Origin of the sequence: Pontibacter russatus, from assembly GCF_009931655.1 — a bacterium.
In the GTDB taxonomy this organism is placed as follows: Bacteria; Bacteroidota; Bacteroidia; order Cytophagales; family Hymenobacteraceae; genus Pontibacter; species Pontibacter russatus.
The window spans coordinates 2,834,288-2,848,782 of sequence record NZ_CP047984.1 but is presented as its reverse complement, the minus strand read 5'-3'; the positions used below and the strand labels follow the sequence as shown (position 1 = coordinate 2,848,782).

Here is a 14,495-nt window from a genome sequence, read left to right as displayed (position 1 = left end):
ACGGGTCAGAATGTTCATTAGCCCCTGCCGGCTTAATCCATTTCGTCCAGCGCTATGCTGGAGTGCGCGAAGGCGCCACCGGCGCGCATCTCGGCCGCCACCCATATGGCCTCCATAATTTCCTGCTGGGTGGCTCCTTTCCTTACCGCCTGCGCGGTGTGGCTGCGGATGCAGTAAGGGCACTGCGTTACGTGGGCGACGGCCACGGCGATTAGCTGCTTCGTCTTTTCAGGCAGGGCCCCTCCTTAAAAACGGCTTTGCTGAAACTGCGGAAGGCGTCTGCGATCTCCGGGGCCAGAGAACTTCTTTTTTCAGACAGCTCGCGGCTTGCCTGCGGGTAAAGTTGATCACTTTTCATGGTAATAAAGCTAAGTGTGTCCCTGCTTTCTGAGTCGGAGATATTCCTCCATATGGTCTATCTGGCCCGAACCCGGCAGCGCCGGGGCCCTATCTGCCCTGTGGCCCAACGGCAAGGGTCAGCAGGAAAACAGCTTCTTCGGTGGCAAATACGCTGTGCGGAATACCTGCGTGAAGCGCCAGCATCTGCCCCGCGCCCATCTCTGCCACCTGCTGCGCTATGGTGAATCTTATCTTCCCTTCCAGCACCTGCACGCTGATGATGCCCGGGGCGGTGTGCGTCTTCATCTCCGCGCCCTGGTGCAGGGCCACCAGCACCAGGCGCATGCCGCTGGTCTTGTAGATGGTGATGGCGTTGCGGTCGCTGTTCTGCCAGGCCTTTTCCTGCTTTATCTGCTGCCTGAAGGCGTTGAGGTCCATCTCCACCAGCGGCGCATCCAATGGCCGGTCGCCTGCCGGGCGCTGTGGCGTGGCCTCGTTAAATTTGCTTTCCGGCGTAGCGTTCCCTTTTCCTGCGTAGCCGGAGCCCGCTTTCTCCTTCAGCGCCTTAATCAGGTCGCTGTTCACGCCATCGCTGTATATGCCGTAGCCGTCCACCAGCGTCCCTTTCACGTTGTGCTTGGTCGAGGAAATGGCATATATCACTGCTTCATCGCCCGGGTCTGAGATGCCCTCGAAGCGGAAATGCCTGTCCACCAGAAACTCATCCGGGTATATCTGCAGCGAGTTGCCGTGGCAAATCAGGCAGTTGTTGTCCAGGTTAAAATCGACGGTGTAGCCTTCCTTCTTGAGCTTGTTCAGTACTTCTGAAACGGTGGTCATCGTGTCCATAGGAGGTTCTTTTCTGTGGTGAAAAACAATTTGCTGGCCCCGGGCAGGGCGTGAACAGCAACGTGGTAAAGGCGCACCCGGCGCTGCTTTGCTTTATAGTCCCGCTCTTCAGTTCTACGGCCCTCTGCCGGAAGGGATATAGGCCCCGGTCGTTTCAATTGGGGCGCGGCATCTGTCTGGTGCATCACGCGCCGCGCTCGCATCCATATATACCCGCCCATATATAAGCCGCTTCTACGTGCAGCCGTGCCATTGCCTATATAGCCCAGGCCTGCCTATGCACGTCAATAGCCGTACCCGCGCTCCTCCGCCACCTCTACTTCCAGGCCGTCCAGGTTTTTGTCTATCATTATCTGGCAGGCCAGGTGGCTGGTGTCGTTTGTGTTGTCCAGGCGGCTCAGCGTCGTGTGCTCCACCCCATCATGAAAAACCAGGCTGGCTGGCGCCTTCAGCACATACACGTGGCAGGTGCCGCAGCGCCCCACCCCCTTGCACTCGCCAAAATCGTCTATATATACTCTGTCATATAGCAGCGCCATCAGGTTGCGGTACTCTCCGTCATAGGTCTCCAGCACATGCTCCTGGCCGTACACGCGCACCTTTATCTTTATGTCTCTCTCCATGCGCCTGCTATAGCTCTCCCACCCTGCCGGACTGTTGTTCGCTTTTTTCTTTGCCCGGACCGAGGCCATATATAGGGTTCTTGATGAAGGAGGTTCCTTCATTCAGTTCCTGGGCCAGCTGCCGGATGGTGGTATTCTGGAAAACATCCCGCATGGCCTCGCGGGCTACCTTAAATTTGTCGTGCATTGGGCAGGGGTGCGCCTCAGAGCACTTTTTCAGGCCGAGGCCGCATTCCCAGAACACCGCCATGCCGTCGATGGCGCTCACGATGTTGATGACTGGCTGCTCCAACTGGTAATCCTCGATGTAAAATCCGCCGTAAGGCCCCTTCAGCGAGGTGATGATGCGGTGCTTGTTCAGTGTCTGCAGAATTTTGGCGGTGAAGGCCTCAGGCGCGTCCACCTCCTTTGCAATGTCCTTCACGTTCAGCCTCGCGCCCTTGCCAGCCCTGGAGGCCACATAAACGGCGGCCCTGATACCGTATTTACACGCTTTGGAAATCATCTCGTCCGCCGTTTATATGAAGCATAAGTTGAATTAGGACTCTACGTGATGGCTTCAGGGCCAGTTTCGCACCATGAGCCACAGGATTCACAGCCACTCCTTTCTGGTATTACTGCAGCTTGTACTCCACCTCTCCCCGATATGCTGGCGGCAAACAAGCCAGCGCCTGACACGCTCCGGCGGCTTTTTACCGGTGTTTAATAATCGGTGAACTGAATCTCAGCCCCGGCCGCCATGATAACGAAGGCGCTGAAATCTTCCAGCACGCGCAGGGTGTGGGGCTCGCTGTCCGGGATGTGGCAGGTGCCTCCCTGCTCCAGCACCACCTCCCTGTCCGGGAGATGCAGCAGGCCTTTGCCTTTCTGCGGGATCAGGAACGCGTCGGACGAGGCGTAGTGACGTGGCATTTCCTCTCCCCGGGCCAGGGTCACTTTCAGCACCTTGAAGGTAGCGTTGGCGTGTATTTCTTTCATTTCCATACAGTTCTGCTATATAAGTAAAAGGATACAAGTATCAAGACACAAGACTTTTGATGCTATATATGGTTGATTTTCAGGCGGCTTATATATGTGGTGCCTTTTTGGATAGTGTAAATTAATCTTGTCCGTGTACTTATGATATATGCGGTTTATATATGCGGCGTAATTTCAGTGCCTGCTTTGATATATGGTTATATATGGTTCGGGGCAGGATCTGGCGCTTCCCTCCGGTCAGGCTTCCCCTACTCCCGCAGGAACGGCTATCTTCTATATAGCTTCCCTGCCCCGCTTTCCTCCTATATATACCGGCCTGGCAGCGCTGAGAAAATGCAAGGGGCTATAATATAACGAAGGCCGTGAAATCCTCTGAGGCCGTCAGGCTGTGCGGCTCCCGAACCGGGATGGGCAGGGTGCTGCCTGGTGCCAGCATGATGCTCCTGTCCGGGAAAACGATTTCCGCCTTCCCTTCCTGTGCGATGATAAAGGCGTCTGTGGCGGCAAAGTGGCGCGGCATGGTTTCGCCGCTGGCCAGGCTCAGCTTCAGCACCCTGTAAGCCCCGTTGCCGTAAATTTCTTTCATCTCCATCTTGTCCGGCCTCATCCCCAGTTCCTTTTTATATATAGCGGGCCCCAGGCCGCTGCCTTACATATAAGCACTCTCTTTAGAAGCATCACCTATCCCATGTATTTGTAATTTGACAGATGCGACACCAAAGTCTTATGTCTCGTGTCTTTTGCTTATACCAGCGTTACCTTGTCCTGCCCCTTCAGGCCGCTTATCCGCCGCTCAAAGTTTGTGGCCATTATCAGAGCTCGCTTCTTCGCGTCCTCGGCCACCGGTCCCTCAAAGTAAGTGTCCACGGTGGTGTTGAAGAGGGCGAGCCAGCGCGTGAAGTGCTCGCCCTCTACGGGCATGGTGGCGTGCTTGGCGAAGGGGTTGCCGGTGTAGCCACGCACGCCGAAAAGCGCGGCGTTCCAGAAGGTGTACATTTTCTCGAGATGCGGCTCCCAGTACAAGTTCAGCCGGTAAAAGAAAATGGGCGACAGCAGTTCGTCGTGGCGCACCAGGGTATAAAACTCGTCCACCAACAGCTTTATATCCTCCAGGCCGGTTATATCCTTTTTCGTTGTCATGTGGCAATAGCGTATTGTGTGATTAAATAGTAAATGGCCCAGCCGCCGAACACGATGTGCAGGATCCACACCCAGTTGGGGATGCTGCGCGGCGTTTCGCTGCCCTCTATCAGGAATATCTTCTGGTCGCCTTTGCCGTAGGCGCTCACCATAATGGGCAGCACGCCATCCACCACCTCGTTCTCAGAGATGCCCTCCACGTTTATATCGGGCCCGTTGCGCACAATAAACGGAATTTTGCGAATGCCTTCCTTGCCGGAGGGGTCCTTGCTGACGATGCGCAGCAGATGCTCCCCGTCTACCAGTTTGCGGGTGTCCAGCTCAAAGTTGATGGGCGATTGAAAGGAGCCAATGGGCTGCGGGTCGTCATCTACGAAAATTATAACAGAGCTTTTGTCTTCCATTTTATCAGAAATCTAATACCGTTCTTTTGATGTGGTCGCTGCTTTTCTCGCCAGGCCTCGCCAGCCACTTCACGCTGAAAAACAGGCAAAGTAGCACCACGGCTACGGTAGCCCATACAATTATATAGTCCCAGTTGCTTTGCGGGCCCGCACCGTGGCTTATGCCCTGAAGCACCTTGGGCTGCTGCTTCTCGCACACCGGGCAGGCAAAGGCAGCCAGGCTCAGGAATGCGGCGAATAGGGTTAAGAGTAATTTTTTCATAGGCTCAGTCTTTTGTTTTCCAGTAGTTGTTCGCCTGCGCTATCGTCTGGAACTCGACGGCCACTACCTGCGCAGAGGCAATGAGCTGCGCGGTGTCCGTTGCATAAGCGGCCCGTAGTTGCTGGCGAACACCTGCATCCGGCTGGATGGCGCCGATGGACTTGCGGGCAAGCTTTATGGCCAGCTGGCGTCCTTCAAAGGGTGTGGCCGTGATGAGGCTCGGCAGGTAGTTCTCTTCCTGGTTTTGCATATATAAATGATGTTGCTTTATAGTTCCTTACTCCTTCTTTTCCCCGTCCTCCGCTGGTGCAGGCTTATCCTGCCTGCTTTCTTACTGCTTCTTTGCCTCCAGTTCCAGCATGTCCATGATTTTCTGCACTTCCTCCACCGGCACTTTGCGGGCATTGTTGCCCCAGCTGGTGCGCTCGTGGTTGATGATGGCAGCCACTTCCGCCGCCGTCAGGTTCGAGTTGTCCCCCACGGCCGGCATCACCGCGAACTCCGGCCGCGCGTCGTAGCCGTTCATCACCACATCTATCAGCACTTCCGGGTTATCGTCCTGCACGATGGGGCTGTCCTTCAGCGGCGGGAAAGCGCCTTTCAGGCCCTCGCCGTTGGCCTGGTGGCAGCTCTGGCAGTTGGCCGCGTAAAGCGCCGCGCCATCCAGCCCCATGTCTTCGCCGTCACCTGTCACCTTGTCCGGCAGCGCCTCTCGCTTGTACAGGAACTCGGGAGCCGCCATGGTCCCCGGCAACTCCACCTGCTTCAGCGACTGCAGGTAGGCCACCAGGTTCAGCGCGTCCTCGGAGGCCACTATCCTGCCCTTCACGCCGGTACGGAAGCCATCGGGTACGGGAATTTCCACATCTCCTTCCTCCAGTTCTTCCTTCACCTCAAACAGCCACGGATAGGCAGGCATAATGGATTGCTCCACCACCGCGCGCGGCTGGTACAGGTGCAGCAGGTTCCACTCGGCGCTCGGCTGGCGGTTGCCCACGTTGGCCAGGTCAGGGCCGGTGCGCTCGGTGCCCATCAGGGTGGCGGTGTTGCGCCAGAAATCGGTGCGGTGCTCATCGGCGTAGTCGGCGGCGATGCTGGGGCGCTCGCCCCACACGGCGTCCATCTCCAGGTTGCGCACCTGCTGGGTGTGGCAGGCCACGCAGCCGTTGGCCACATAAAGGGCCTTGCCCGCCAGGGCGGCATCGCTCAGAGCTTCCTCGTTTGGTAGTGGGGCGTTGTTGTTCTGGTTACTGACGGCGGGCATGATGGCCACCAGTATGGTGAGGAAGACAAACAGGCCGAGCGCCGAGAGGTACAGTTTCCGGTAGTCGTTAAAAAATTCCATCATATGCCAGGTGTGCTGAAAGCATCTGTTAGTTTTTATGGTTTATATATGGTTCAGAAATCCGCCGCCCTATTTTATATCCACCAGTTCATAGTCCTTCGTGTTCAGCCTTTCGATGGCGGCATCATTTATATTCACGGTGTGGCGCGGGTTAATCATGCGGTACATGTTGTAGGCAAACACCAGGTGCGAGGCCCACATCAGGGAGCCACCGATGGCGCGCCACAGCCAGTACGGGGCCATCATCACCACGCTCTCGATAAAGGGTGCGCCTTCCATCCACATCAGGCCGCGCATGGTGCCGCCCCACATCAGCGGCACGGTATAGAACATCATCCCGATAAAGGCCATCCAGAAGTGCATGCCCACGGTGAGTTGCGGCGGCTCCTGCTGCGTGAGCCGCGGCACGATGGCATAGATGCCGCCCCACAGGAAGAAGGCGATGATGCCGTACATGGTCAGGTGCGAGTGCGCCACCGTGAAGTCGGTGAAGTGCCAGATGAGGTTGGTGCTCCGGAAGGCCTCCGCCGTGCCCTGCAGCGAGCCCGTGAAGTAGAAGATGATGCCCACGATGAAGAAAGGCAGGGTGTAGCTGCCCGCCACCTTGTGCCACGCCCCCCGAAAGGTCATCACGAAGTTGGTGGTGCCCGACACGACGGGGATAATCATACCGGCGCTGCCCACAATGGCCACCGTCTGCAGCGACCACGGAATGGCGCTGAACACGAAGTGGTGCGTGCCGATGAGGGTGTAAAAGAATATCTGTGACCAGAAGGCGAGAATGCCCAGGCTGTAGGAGTATATGGGCTTGTTGAGCTGCTGTGGCAGATAGTAGTACACCAGCCCCAGCGTGAAGAGCATAAACCACATGCCCACCCCCTGGTGCATGTAGTAGCCCTGGATGATGGTTTCGCCGAGGCCGTTCTGGTAGTTGGGCACGTAGGCCACAATGGAGATGACGATGGCGAACATCACCGCCGCCACAATGTACCAGTTCGAGACATAGATCTCGGTCGTTTTGCGGTTGGCCACCGTCTTCACGTAGTTGTACAGCGTAATCACCAGGCCGATGCCGAACAGCAACTGGATAGGCCATATATACTCGCGGTACTCGCCGCCGCCGTTGTTGATGCCCGCCATCAGGGAGATGGTCCCGAACACGACCGAGGCATTTATAAGGACAAGCGTCCACCAGCCGGCTCTCAGGCTGTGTATCTGGATGTTGCCGACCCGGGGCACCACGTAATAGCCCAGCCCCAGCATGGCCAGCGACGACCAGCCCCAGAACACAGCGTTGGTGTGCACCGGCCGCAGCCTCCCGAAGCTCAGCCAACTCACCTGGTCCACATCGGGCGCCACAAACTTGATGCCCACATACTCGCCCACCGACGTGCCGAAGACGAGCCAGAACGTGGCGGTGCCCAGGAACCAGAGTATCAGCCTGGAGAGCGCGGGGTCTATGCCCGGCCGCTTCAGCGCCCTGCGCTTGGCCTCTATAAAACGGATGTTGGCCCGCTCGCTGATGCTGCTCAGCAGCCCCCTGCTGTCTTCAGGAGAAAAAGGCCCGGCAAGCTCCCGGTTGTTGAGATGGTAGTCCTGGTGTTCCCTGTCTTTCTGCAGCGCGTTCAGCTGCTCCACGTTCAGCGTCTTCAGGTACTCGGAAAAGCGCGCGGCCTCCTCGGTGTCTTTCCTGGACCTGATGCTCTTGAAAAGCGCGTTCGCCTTTACCACCACCAGCAGCAGGGCCGCCACAAGCGGTATGAGCAGCAGGGTGATGGTGATGACAATGCCCGGCAACGTAATCAGGCTTTCGCTGGCGGCTGCGCTGCCTTCCTGCGCAAACACGGCTGTGGAGGCAAAGCTTAGCACCGCCACAAACAGGCCCCGGAGCAAAAAGGGGAGAGATGGTTTGATCCGGGGGAGAGAAACTGCTTTCATGCGTTTTGCTTAATTGGGATTTGCTGTTTAGGATGCTGCTATAGATTCTATAAAGGACAACTTTATCTTAAATAGGAGGATAAAAAAAGCCCCTGCAGCCTGCAGGCATAATTGCTTGTCCCTTTTCTTCCTGATTTTAGAAGCTTCATTTTCACAGGTGTTGCTTTTGTCTGGGACGCTACAGCTGGCTCTGAACATACCCGCCTCCGTTCAGGAATAAAGGTAAAGTGCGTGTTTCCCCAAAAGAATGACTTAAATCAGCCAAAAAACTGACAAAAATCATTTATCGGGAAGAGTGAGAAGGCTTCCCGGATATAAAAATTGGCCCGTGGCCTCCGGAATGACACAATCGCGCAATTTATGCTTATCTTTAAACTATGAATCCGATTGAGGCCAACATCGACAAGCTTGTGGCCTTGTGTAAAAAACACAAGGTAGCCAAGTTGTTTGCCTTCGGCTCTATCGTGACCGATAGGTTCAATAAAGACAGCGACATTGATTTGGTAGTTAATTTTGAAGCGGTTGATTTGTACGATTATGCCAGTAACTTCTTTGATTTAAAGTATTCCTTAGAGGCTCTATTTAACCGGAAAGTGGATTTGCTGGAAGAGAAAGCGATCAACAACCCGTTTTTCAGGAAAGCTATCGACACAAAGAAGAAACTGATATATGGATGAGGAAGTGCAGGTATGGCTATATGATATTTTGCAATCCATCGTTGAGGTTGAGAGTTATTTTGAGGGTATGCCGAAAGAACTCGAATTATATCGGAAAGACATCAAAACAAAGCGGGCAGTAGAAAGAAACTTAGAAATTATCGGGGAGGCAGCCAATAGGATTTTGAAAAAGCACCCTGGCTTTTCATTAATAGATGCTAAGCAGTAATAGGCACAAGAAACAGAATCATCCACGGGTATGATTCTATCTCAGATAATTTAATTTGATCAACCGTTATCAACCACCTGCCCAGATTGAAAGCACAGGTAGAACAAATGCTGCAGCAAGGCACCTGAAGAATACCCGGCATTTTTACCTCATTCAAAACTCAATTACTCAAAATTAAACCGCCGTGCGCTACTATAAGAAGAAAGAGGAGATTGACAGGCGGAAGGCCGATATACAGCCCATTGGCGAGAGCCTGAAGGCGCTGATGCAGGCGTACCGGCTGGACGGCAAGCTGAGCGAGGTAAACATTGTGCAGAGTTGGGAGAAAATCATGGGCAAGCCCATTGCCCTGAAAACGCAGCAGCTGTACTTCAAGGACCACAAACTCTTTGTGCGGCTCACCTCCGCCCCGCTCAAGCACGAGCTCAACATGTCGAAGAGTAAGGTAATCGAGCTGCTGAACCGCGAGGCAGGCACCGACGCCGTGAAGGATGTGGTGTTTCTGTAGGCGCAACAGCCGCCGCTTTAAAAGAGTATAGCGTTTATATATCCCTTTTATATATAAACCTGCCTATATGGCCCAGCCTGCCTTTCGCACCGTCGCCTATTCCCAAACCACCCTCACCGAGCTGATGATACCGAGCTATGCCAACTTTGGCGGCAAGATACACGGTGGCATCCTGCTCTCGCTGATGGACAAGGTGGCCTATGCCTGTGCCGCCAAGCACGCCGGCAACTACTGCGTCACGGTGTCGGTGGACGGGGTGAACTTTCTGCAGCCGGTGGAGGTGGGCGAACTGGTGTCGCTGCTGGCCTCCATCAACTATGTGGGCAACACCTCGCTGATGGTGGGCATCAAAGTGATTTCGGAGAATGTGAAGTCCGGCTTTGTGAAGCATACCAACACCTCCTACTTCACGATGGTGGCCAAAGGCGACGACGACAAGCCCACGCAGGTGCCCGGCCTTGTACTGGAGAGCAGGGAAGACGCGCGCCGCTTTCTGGAGGCTATCAGGCGCCGCGAACTCTCCCGCCGCTACCAGACCGAGCTTGCCAACGCCAAAACCATCCTGCAGGTGGAGGACGGCCTGCACCTGCTGCAGCACGAGCGCTGCCAGATTGCCTTCTGACACACCTCCGCTATATATAACAATCCGCTTCGCTCCTGCCCCGGCAACGGTAATCTAAATCTCCTTTGTATCTTAGGGTTTCCTGTTCCTATACCCAGACCTATATGACCTTTAAACTGAACCTTACCCGGCGGGTGCTGGCGCCTGCACTGGTGGCAGGCCTTCTCCTTTCCTTCCAAACCTTTGCCCAGGAGCCCGTGCGCCAGGACGACGAGATAAAGCAGATGGTGAAGCAGGTGTCGGCGCAGCGCCTGGAGCAACTGGTGCAGAAGATGGTGGATTTTGGCACCCGCCACTCCCTCAGCAGCACCACCAGCAAGAAAGAAGGTATCGGGGCCGCCCGCGAGTGGGTGAAGTCGGAGTTTGAGAAATATGCCCAGGCCTCCGGCGGCCGCATGACCGTGGAGATGGACCGCTATACAGTGAAGGCCGACGGGCGGCGCATTCCGCAGGACGTGGAGATGGCCAATGTGATGGCCACCCTGAAAGGCACCGACTCGAGCGATGACCGCGTGATTATTGTGGGCGGCCACCTGGACTCGCGCGTGACGGACGTGATGGACGCCAAAAGCAAAGCGCCCGGCGCGAACGACGATGCCTCGGGGGTGGCCATGGTGATGGAGATGGCCCGTATCATGGCCTCCAGGCAGTTCCCGGCAACGCTGGTGTTCGTGGCTTTTCAGGGCGAGGAGCAGGGGCTATATGGCTCCAGGCACCTGGCAGAGCGCGCCAAGAAAGAGAACTGGAACCTGGTGGCGATGCTCAACAATGACGTGGTGGGCAACTCCTACTCCGCCGAAACCGGCCTGCACAACAACACCACCGTGCGCGTTTTCAGCGAGGGCACTCCCGCGAACGAAACTGAAGAGCAGGCGCGCCTGCGCAGAACCATGGGCACTGAGAACGACAGCCCGAGCCGCAGCCTCGCCCGCTATATGGAGAACGTGGGCGAGAAGTATGTCGACCAGCTGGATGTGATACTGGTGTACCGCGCTGACCGCTTCCTGCGGGGCGGCGACCACACGCCTTTCAACCAGAACGGCTTTGCGGCAGTGCGCATGAGCGAAACCAACGAGGACTTTGACCACCAGCACCAGGACATCCGCAAGGAAAACGGCAAGCAGTACGGCGACCTGATCGAATATATGGACTTTGAGTATTTGCGCAAAAACACCGGTGTGAACCTGGCGACGATGGCCAGCCTGGCCTGGGCGCCCGCCTCCCCCCAGCAAGCAAGCGTGCTCACCGCCGACCTCACCAACACCACGCAACTGCAGTGGGAGGCACCGGCCAAAGGCGAAAAACCGGCAGGCTATTTTGTGCTGATGCGCGGGACCAGCAGCCCGGCCTGGGAAAAGAAGTTCTTCGTGAAGGACACGAAGGCCGACCTCAACTACTCCAAAGACAATTACTTTTTCGCGGTGCAGGCCGTGGACGCGGAGGGCCACGCCAGCCTGCCGGTGCTGCCGGTCCCGGTACGGTAGGTCCCGGGTTAGCGGTCATATATAGCTCAGCTCACATGGAAAAGCGTCGGCCGGAACTGTATAGCTCCGGCCGACGCTTTTTTGTCTGGTTATATATAGCCCTCAGTCTCTTTTAACAAGTTTGTTGAAATTGCCGTTCGGGTCGTGGAGCAGGGCCAGTTTGCTGTGCTCAAACTCCTTGAAGAACTCCTCCCAGCTTACTCCCTCAAAACTGTCGTTGCTGTCGCTCTTTTTGGGGAAGTGGATGCGGAGCACACCCTCGCCGCTGCCGTCTTTTTCGGTGCCTTTGATGATGGACGGCTTGCCGCCGTGCTGCTCGGCCCATTTCTGAATCTCTTTGTGGTCGGTTGTTTTCTTAGCTTCGCTCATAGGTCTATAGGTTTGTGGTTCTGATGCTGCTTTTCCTATACGGGGTGCCGCCGCCAAAGGATAAGCGCCTGCCACCGCACAAAAAAAAGCAGCCCAGGGCAAGGCTGCTTTTATATATTGAATCCGCTGACGCGTCAGAGCCTGGACACTTTGGCGGCCGACGATGTTTCGGCGGTGATGCTCGGGCTGCCTTTGTAATAAACGAAAGAAGCGCCGGAGGCATCTATGTCCAGCGACTCGGTGGCATATAGCTTCACTTTGCTGGCACCGCTGGCCTCTACCTTCACATTTTTTGCCTGCAGGTCAGCCGCCTCCACCTTCGAGGCTCCCGACAGGCTCATATCCACTTCACCGGCCTTGCCTGTCAGTTCGGCTTTGCTTGCGCCGCTCATATCTGCCTTCAGCTCCTTGGTGTCGATGTCAAGTTTCACGTTGGAGGCCCCGCTCAGTTCCAGTTTCAGCGCATCCGATCGGAAGGGTGATTTTCCGATCACTTTCACGCCGCCGCTGATCTCCATGCTGTTCAGCTCCTGTATGGTGATGTAGGCTTTCATGCCTTTGCTGGTTGTCACGCCGTCCTCGTTGTAGATGTGGAGCACGCCATTGCGCACCTCCGTTTTGATATTACTCAGCAGGTTTTCCTCTGCCTCCAGGCGCAGGCTCTCCTTGTTGCCCTGGGTCAGCTCCACGGTAAAGCCGCCACCCACGTTGATTCCCTCAAACCCGGACACCTTGCGGTCCTGCGTCTGCATGTTGCCATTGCCGCGCAGTTGCTGGGCCATCAGGGGCGCGTCTGCCAGCAGCAGCGCGAGGGTGAATACGGCAAGGGCGGTCATGTAATATTTGATCGTCTTCATATTTCTGTTTTATGTGGTTAGTGGTTATTTCAGGCAAGGCAGGCTGCCCCCGCTTTGGTATCTGAATAAAAGATGCAAATCTCAGCAGAAGGTTGCTTTGGGGTGAGAAAAAATTTCAGTTGGGGCTGGCAGTGCCTGCCCTTATATATAAAGAAGCGGATGGATGCGGCAGTTGCTGTCATAATGCTGGTGCAGACTTCCCGGCTGGCTTGTTCAGGTATAGATGAAACAGCACGCCGCCCAGCATATAGGCCAGCACGTCCAACGCATCAGCGGTATATATAGGCTTGTAGCGCGGCAGGAGCAGCTCAAAACACACACTGTAAGCCGCCACCGCAAACACAACATGCCGCACCGGCAGCACCATGCCGCCGTCCCGGAAGTACAGGTGCTGCACCGCCAGCACCATCCGGAGCGTGAGGGGCAGGCACAGCAGGTCGTCGAGGTGCGTGTGCAGCGGCCATATATACACCTGCGCCCGCTCCAGCGCCTGGTTCAGGCAGAACAGCGCAAGGCATAGCAGGAAGAGCGGGTGCCGCAGGGTTTGCATCATCATCTCCTTATAAAGCCACCAGGAAAACCGTCAGCATCAGGCTGCCCAGCACCAGCAGGAAAATCTCGGTGGGTGTGAGGGTCCTGAGCCAGTGCCGGCTCTGCCTGGAGCTGCCCCCCAGCAATTGGCCGCAGTTGGGGCACTGCTTTGTGCGGAGAGGCACCTCTTCCCCGCAGTTGGGGCAGGTTTTGGTTTTCTTCTCATCAGGGGCGGTCATGGCAGCAGCAGGTTTGTAGTCAAATTAAGAAAGTTCTCCTGCTTTCTATACTTCCTTCCGGCAGTCAGGTTCAGCAGCAACCGGCCCGCAGCATAACCTTCGGCCGCGTTAGCGGGTACATTCTTACCAAACACCAAGCCATGACACAGACAAAAGTAGACACCGTTTACTATACCCTGAAGCGCGGCGAGAGCCCATTGGTGGCCACGGCCATCCACAGCGGGCACAACGTGCGCCAGAACATCAGCAACCTGTTTGCGCTGGCGGCGGCGGAGCGCCTGCGCGAGGAGGACCCCTTCACGGATATATGGGTGGCCGTGGCCGACAACCAGATCATCGGCCACAACTCCCGCTTTGAGCTGGACCTGAACCGGCCGCCCGAGAAAGCCATCTACCGCCAGCCCGAGGACGCCTGGGGCCTGGACGTGTGGAAGCAGGATTTGCCGGAGACGCTGGCAAAGGAATCCATGAGCCGCTACGACCGGTTTTATGCCGATGTAAAACAGCTGCTGACGGAAATAAAGGAACAGCACGGCTGCTTTGTGGTATATGACCTGCACACCTACAACCACAAGCGCGACGGCGCCTCAGCCCCCGCCGCCAACCCCGACGAAAACCCGGAAGTGAACATCGGCACCGGCAACATGAACCGCGAGAAATGGGCCCCGGTGGTGGAGGCATTCACACACAGCCTGCACGCCTACAACTACCAGGGCCGCCACCTGGACGTGCGCGAGAACGTGAAGTTCAAAGGCGGCCATTTCATGCGCTGGATTCACGACACCTTCGGCGACAAGGCCTGCGTGCTGAGCATTGAGTTCAAGAAGTTTTTCATGGATGAGTGGACGGGCGAGCCGGACGAGGAGCAGGTGCAGGAGATAAAGAGGGCACTGGAGCATACGACCCGGCCGGTACTGGAGGCGCTGGCGCAGGTGTGCCAGCCGTAACCTAAGGCCATTGCAGTTTCGCCGCTGCTGTTTGGTTGCTGGTTGTTGATTGTCAGTTGTCGAACTCCTCGGTGTCCGGACTCAATTAACCCGCACGTTATATATCACGCTATATAGTGACATGACAAACCGTGAGCAGTTGGCAGTGATTAGGACAAAGCACATAAGTCTTGTG

The 14,495-nt window shown here is 56.2% G+C and carries 23 protein-coding genes; 6 read left to right on the top strand and 17 right to left on the bottom strand.

The annotated features are described in order from the left end of the window. Window positions 1-32: 32 nt before the first annotated feature. The 13 genes from GSQ62_RS20675 to GSQ62_RS11495 form a co-directional block, all read right to left on the bottom strand. On the bottom strand, window positions 33-206 hold the full coding sequence (locus GSQ62_RS20675; protein WP_202621775.1) for a carboxymuconolactone decarboxylase family protein: 174 nt from the start codon (window positions 204-206) through the stop codon (window positions 33-35). 5 nt (window positions 207-211) lie between these two features. After that, window positions 212-358: a hypothetical protein gene (locus tag GSQ62_RS20670; protein ID WP_202621774.1), complete on the bottom strand. Its 147-nt coding sequence runs from the start codon at window positions 356-358 to the stop codon at window positions 212-214. 89 nt (window positions 359-447) lie between these two features. Next, entirely contained in the window at window positions 448-1,188 is a 741-nt protein-coding gene (locus GSQ62_RS11545) for a cupin domain-containing protein (RefSeq protein ID WP_161889643.1), read from the bottom strand. Between the two features lie 284 nt (window positions 1,189-1,472). Then, a complete protein-coding gene (locus GSQ62_RS11540; RefSeq protein ID WP_161889642.1) occupies window positions 1,473-1,811 on the bottom strand; it encodes a 2Fe-2S iron-sulfur cluster-binding protein in 339 nt (112 codons plus the stop codon). A gap of 7 nt (window positions 1,812-1,818) precedes the next feature. Further along, window positions 1,819-2,316 (bottom strand): RrF2 family transcriptional regulator, encoded by a 498-nt coding sequence (locus GSQ62_RS11535; RefSeq protein WP_161889641.1) that lies wholly within the window; start codon window positions 2,314-2,316, stop codon window positions 1,819-1,821. Between the two features lie 197 nt (window positions 2,317-2,513). Next, window positions 2,514-2,795 (bottom strand): cupin domain-containing protein, encoded by a 282-nt coding sequence (locus GSQ62_RS11530; protein ID WP_161889640.1) that lies wholly within the window; start codon window positions 2,793-2,795, stop codon window positions 2,514-2,516. A 337-nt stretch (window positions 2,796-3,132) separates the two neighbouring features. Beyond that, complete coding sequence (locus GSQ62_RS11525) at window positions 3,133-3,375, bottom strand: cupin domain-containing protein (RefSeq protein WP_237586600.1); 243 nt, start codon at window positions 3,373-3,375, stop codon at window positions 3,133-3,135. Between the two features lie 158 nt (window positions 3,376-3,533). Beyond that, window positions 3,534-3,929: a group III truncated hemoglobin gene (locus GSQ62_RS11520; protein WP_161889638.1), complete on the bottom strand. Its 396-nt coding sequence runs from the start codon at window positions 3,927-3,929 to the stop codon at window positions 3,534-3,536. Continuing rightward, window positions 3,926-4,333, bottom strand: coding sequence for a cytochrome C (locus GSQ62_RS11515; protein ID WP_161889637.1), 408 nt, complete (start codon window positions 4,331-4,333; stop codon window positions 3,926-3,928). The genes GSQ62_RS11520 and GSQ62_RS11515 overlap by 4 nt, the downstream gene beginning before the upstream one ends. A gap of 4 nt (window positions 4,334-4,337) precedes the next feature. After that, window positions 4,338-4,595, bottom strand: coding sequence for a hypothetical protein (locus tag GSQ62_RS11510; RefSeq protein ID WP_161889636.1), 258 nt, complete (start codon window positions 4,593-4,595; stop codon window positions 4,338-4,340). A 4-nt stretch (window positions 4,596-4,599) separates the two neighbouring features. Further along, window positions 4,600-4,845, bottom strand: a complete 246-nt coding sequence (locus GSQ62_RS11505; protein WP_161889635.1) for a hexameric tyrosine-coordinated heme protein — start codon at window positions 4,843-4,845, stop codon at window positions 4,600-4,602. Between the two features lie 81 nt (window positions 4,846-4,926). Beyond that, window positions 4,927-5,943, bottom strand: a complete 1,017-nt coding sequence (locus GSQ62_RS11500; RefSeq protein ID WP_202621773.1) for a cbb3-type cytochrome c oxidase subunit II — start codon at window positions 5,941-5,943, stop codon at window positions 4,927-4,929. Between the two features lie 66 nt (window positions 5,944-6,009). Then, window positions 6,010-7,878, bottom strand: a complete 1,869-nt coding sequence (locus GSQ62_RS11495; protein ID WP_237586599.1) for a cbb3-type cytochrome c oxidase subunit I — start codon at window positions 7,876-7,878, stop codon at window positions 6,010-6,012. Between the two features lie 377 nt (window positions 7,879-8,255). Between GSQ62_RS11495 and GSQ62_RS11490 the strand changes: the two genes are divergently transcribed. The 5 genes from GSQ62_RS11490 (at window position 8,256) to GSQ62_RS11470 (ending at window position 11,377) form a co-directional block, all read left to right on the top strand. Continuing rightward, the gene (locus GSQ62_RS11490) at window positions 8,256-8,555 is read left to right on the top strand and encodes a nucleotidyltransferase family protein (protein ID WP_161889634.1); all 300 of its coding nucleotides are present in this window, start codon (window positions 8,256-8,258) and stop codon (window positions 8,553-8,555) included. Next, a complete protein-coding gene (locus GSQ62_RS20665; protein WP_202621772.1) occupies window positions 8,548-8,763 on the top strand; it encodes a HepT-like ribonuclease domain-containing protein in 216 nt (71 codons plus the stop codon). The genes GSQ62_RS11490 and GSQ62_RS20665 overlap by 8 nt, the downstream gene beginning before the upstream one ends. Before the next feature lie 184 nt (window positions 8,764-8,947). Further along, window positions 8,948-9,271: a DUF721 domain-containing protein gene (locus tag GSQ62_RS11480; RefSeq protein WP_161889633.1), complete on the top strand. Its 324-nt coding sequence runs from the start codon at window positions 8,948-8,950 to the stop codon at window positions 9,269-9,271. 67 nt (window positions 9,272-9,338) lie between these two features. After that, a complete protein-coding gene (locus tag GSQ62_RS11475; protein WP_161889632.1) occupies window positions 9,339-9,893 on the top strand; it encodes an acyl-CoA thioesterase in 555 nt (184 codons plus the stop codon). 104 nt (window positions 9,894-9,997) lie between these two features. Beyond that, window positions 9,998-11,377, top strand: coding sequence for a M20/M25/M40 family metallo-hydrolase (locus tag GSQ62_RS11470; RefSeq protein ID WP_161889631.1), 1,380 nt, complete (start codon window positions 9,998-10,000; stop codon window positions 11,375-11,377). Between the two features lie 102 nt (window positions 11,378-11,479). Here GSQ62_RS11470 and GSQ62_RS11465 read toward each other — a convergent pair whose 3' ends face one another. From GSQ62_RS11465 to GSQ62_RS11450, 4 genes are all read right to left on the bottom strand, one after another. Beyond that, window positions 11,480-11,746 carry a hypothetical protein gene (locus GSQ62_RS11465; RefSeq protein WP_161889630.1) on the bottom strand — a complete coding sequence of 89 codons (267 nt, stop codon included), beginning with the start codon at window positions 11,744-11,746 and terminating at the stop codon, window positions 11,480-11,482. A gap of 134 nt (window positions 11,747-11,880) precedes the next feature. Continuing rightward, window positions 11,881-12,603: a head GIN domain-containing protein gene (locus GSQ62_RS11460; RefSeq protein ID WP_161889629.1), complete on the bottom strand. Its 723-nt coding sequence runs from the start codon at window positions 12,601-12,603 to the stop codon at window positions 11,881-11,883. Between the two features lie 178 nt (window positions 12,604-12,781). Beyond that, window positions 12,782-13,159 carry a hypothetical protein gene (locus GSQ62_RS11455; protein ID WP_161889628.1) on the bottom strand — a complete coding sequence of 126 codons (378 nt, stop codon included), beginning with the start codon at window positions 13,157-13,159 and terminating at the stop codon, window positions 12,782-12,784. Between the two features lie 4 nt (window positions 13,160-13,163). Next, window positions 13,164-13,373, bottom strand: a complete 210-nt coding sequence (locus tag GSQ62_RS11450) for a zinc-ribbon domain-containing protein (RefSeq protein ID WP_161889627.1) — start codon at window positions 13,371-13,373, stop codon at window positions 13,164-13,166. A gap of 140 nt (window positions 13,374-13,513) precedes the next feature. Here GSQ62_RS11450 and GSQ62_RS11445 point away from each other — a divergent pair, with 140 nt between their 5' ends. After that, on the top strand, window positions 13,514-14,320 hold the full coding sequence (locus GSQ62_RS11445; protein ID WP_161889626.1) for an N-formylglutamate amidohydrolase: 807 nt from the start codon (window positions 13,514-13,516) through the stop codon (window positions 14,318-14,320). The last annotated feature ends 175 nt before the right edge of the window (window positions 14,321-14,495 follow it).

Excerpts from the sequence above, each read along its gene's own strand:
- GSQ62_RS20670 (WP_202621774.1), bottom strand. The coding sequence starts at position 358 with ATGAAAAGTGATCAACTTTACCCGCAGGCAAGCCGCGAGCTGTCTGAA.
- GSQ62_RS11545 (WP_161889643.1), bottom strand. The coding sequence starts at position 1,188 with ATGGACACGATGACCACCGTTTCAGAAGTACTGAACAAGCTCAAGAAG.
- GSQ62_RS11540 (WP_161889642.1), bottom strand. The coding sequence starts at position 1,811 with ATGGAGAGAGACATAAAGATAAAGGTGCGCGTGTACGGCCAGGAGCAT.
- GSQ62_RS11535 (WP_161889641.1), bottom strand. The coding sequence starts at position 2,316 with ATGATTTCCAAAGCGTGTAAATACGGTATCAGGGCCGCCGTTTATGTG.
- GSQ62_RS11530 (WP_161889640.1), bottom strand. The coding sequence starts at position 2,795 with ATGGAAATGAAAGAAATACACGCCAACGCTACCTTCAAGGTGCTGAAA.
- GSQ62_RS11525 (WP_237586600.1), bottom strand. The coding sequence starts at position 3,375 with ATGAAAGAAATTTACGGCAACGGGGCTTACAGGGTGCTGAAGCTGAGC.
- GSQ62_RS11520 (WP_161889638.1), bottom strand. The coding sequence starts at position 3,929 with ATGACAACGAAAAAGGATATAACCGGCCTGGAGGATATAAAGCTGTTG.
- GSQ62_RS11515 (WP_161889637.1), bottom strand. The coding sequence starts at position 4,333 with ATGGAAGACAAAAGCTCTGTTATAATTTTCGTAGATGACGACCCGCAG.
- GSQ62_RS11510 (WP_161889636.1), bottom strand. The coding sequence starts at position 4,595 with ATGAAAAAATTACTCTTAACCCTATTCGCCGCATTCCTGAGCCTGGCT.
- GSQ62_RS11505 (WP_161889635.1), bottom strand. The coding sequence starts at position 4,845 with ATGCAAAACCAGGAAGAGAACTACCTGCCGAGCCTCATCACGGCCACA.
- GSQ62_RS11500 (WP_202621773.1), bottom strand. The coding sequence starts at position 5,943 with ATGATGGAATTTTTTAACGACTACCGGAAACTGTACCTCTCGGCGCTC.
- GSQ62_RS11495 (WP_237586599.1), bottom strand. The coding sequence starts at position 7,878 with ATGAAAGCAGTTTCTCTCCCCCGGATCAAACCATCTCTCCCCTTTTTG.
- GSQ62_RS11490 (WP_161889634.1), top strand. The coding sequence starts at position 8,256 with ATGAATCCGATTGAGGCCAACATCGACAAGCTTGTGGCCTTGTGTAAA.
- GSQ62_RS20665 (WP_202621772.1), top strand. The coding sequence starts at position 8,548 with ATGGATGAGGAAGTGCAGGTATGGCTATATGATATTTTGCAATCCATC.
- GSQ62_RS11475 (WP_161889632.1), top strand. The coding sequence starts at position 9,339 with ATGGCCCAGCCTGCCTTTCGCACCGTCGCCTATTCCCAAACCACCCTC.
- GSQ62_RS11470 (WP_161889631.1), top strand. The coding sequence starts at position 9,998 with ATGACCTTTAAACTGAACCTTACCCGGCGGGTGCTGGCGCCTGCACTG.
- GSQ62_RS11465 (WP_161889630.1), bottom strand. The coding sequence starts at position 11,746 with ATGAGCGAAGCTAAGAAAACAACCGACCACAAAGAGATTCAGAAATGG.
- GSQ62_RS11460 (WP_161889629.1), bottom strand. The coding sequence starts at position 12,603 with ATGAAGACGATCAAATATTACATGACCGCCCTTGCCGTATTCACCCTC.
- GSQ62_RS11455 (WP_161889628.1), bottom strand. The coding sequence starts at position 13,159 with ATGATGATGCAAACCCTGCGGCACCCGCTCTTCCTGCTATGCCTTGCG.
- GSQ62_RS11450 (WP_161889627.1), bottom strand. The coding sequence starts at position 13,373 with ATGACCGCCCCTGATGAGAAGAAAACCAAAACCTGCCCCAACTGCGGG.
- GSQ62_RS11445 (WP_161889626.1), top strand. The coding sequence starts at position 13,514 with ATGACACAGACAAAAGTAGACACCGTTTACTATACCCTGAAGCGCGGC.